The organism is Avibacterium gallinarum, from assembly GCF_002921135.1.
GTDB classification, from domain to species: domain Bacteria; phylum Pseudomonadota; class Gammaproteobacteria; order Enterobacterales; family Pasteurellaceae; genus Avibacterium; species Avibacterium gallinarum.
On the sequence record NZ_PQVJ01000028.1, the window covers coordinates 1 to 1,768 of the forward strand.

The window sequence follows — 1,768 nt, forward strand, 5'->3', positions numbered from 1 at the left end:
CGGTTGCGGTTGCGGTTGCGGTTGCGGTTGCGGTTGCGGTTGCGGTTGCGGTTGCGGTTGCGGTTGCGGTTGCGGTTGCGGTTCTTCAGTATCGGCTGATTTTCCTTTATGTGCCAATACCCAGTTATTATTATCTTTCGCTAATTCATAGCGATAAATTCCTGCATCGACATAAGGTTTATCTTTTAAGCTGAATGTTCCATCACCTGAATTGGTTTTCACTAAAATGACTTTGCCATTTTCTTTTTTCGGTTCGTTGCGAGAGTTTCGTACTTGTAAACGATGATCACCTGTTACGCTACCTTTGACAATAATTTGATCAGCTTTTTCAGAAGCGAGATCGGAATTTAGAATAAATTCACCGTTGCCCGATAAATCTTGGTTAATTGTTAAGGTGTGGAATGCAGAATCTGGCTCAAACTCAACGGTTGAATTATTGACGCTGAGATTATCTAAGGTGCTATCTCCTTTAAATTTCCAATGGCTATTGCCATTTAAGGTTAAATCCACCGTGCCGTGTTCGTAATTAGGGTTAATATAGCTAACACCTTGCAATTTTGCGCCTTGATCGGCTTGGATTTTTAGGGATAGGTTGTTGGTGATTTCAGGAGCATCAGGTTCTTCTTCTCTAATCATATCAATGATATGCTGATCATTAATATTAATTAATCGATCTGCTTTAATTTCACCACCATTAATTTGAAGATCAATGGCATCTTTTCTTGCATTCTCAGTAATATAATGAAAGAAAGTACCAGCTGAAATACGGTTATCTTTAAAGGTCATTTTAGAAACTAATAGCTTAGTTTCATCCCCCCGTGTTGGACCTTCTAAATCAAGAACTTTGCTTTTATTATTTAAAGAAATTTGGCTATTCGTTAAATTCAAAGTAATTTGATCTTCAACTTCTTTGGAAAGACTAAACGCAAATTGCCCATCTTGATTTCCTGTTATTGATAAATTATTCCCTTTAAAATTTATCCCTCCAAAATTTGATATTGCATTTGCTCTATCTGCATTCATCAAAATAGATAAATTATCTAGCTGAATATTGGAATTATAGGCATTGATCCCCTCGCTGCCATAACCATTTAAAATAATTTTTCCCCCTTTTGCGATTAAATCTCCTCGATGCAGATTAATTGCTATACCGCCGTACTCATCTTCTCCATTAATTTGCTCAATGCTTGAACCAACTGTCAATGTTACGCCTTGTTCAATCACTCCCGTATCACCTTGCCCAAGCCCAAGAATAGCACTGCCCTCACTAGGATAACGATCTAAAGTGGCGAATACCCCCTCTTTTAAAGTAATACGATTTTTCTTAGAAATATCCATTACCATAAATAGTGAACCACCAACCTTCTCTCCATCTTTATTTATTCCATTAGAAGTTACAGCTCTATTTTTATAATTTCCTTTTAGAACGGTAATGTTGAAGGCTTTATCATCAGAAGGAAATTCTCCTTCCAATAAAAGACGCGTATCTTCTCTTGAAAATTGAGGTTCGTAAATTTGATAAGCACTAGATTTAGAAATATGAGTCGTAAAATTACAACCATACCCATTAGAACAAGTCAAATCAATCGCATTCGCTTGTGAATAGCAGGCAACTAATATTGCCCCTAAAGTAAGTTTTGGTGAAAATTTTTTCATTGGTTTATCCTTAGCTTATGATAAAAATAATCGTGTTTACATAAATAAGCCTGCTTATAGTACCACAAAAGATAGGGCTATATAAAAATCCCATTGCGTAAACGTGCCATAT

General features: G+C 36.4%; 1 protein-coding gene. It reads right to left on the minus strand.

Annotated features, from left to right (window positions below):
• Window positions 1-1,656, minus strand: a 1,656-nt coding sequence (locus C3007_RS08965; RefSeq protein WP_123772544.1) for a pertactin-like passenger domain-containing protein, incomplete at its 3' end; no start/stop codon positions are given.
• Between the last annotated feature and the right edge of the window lie 112 nt (window positions 1,657-1,768).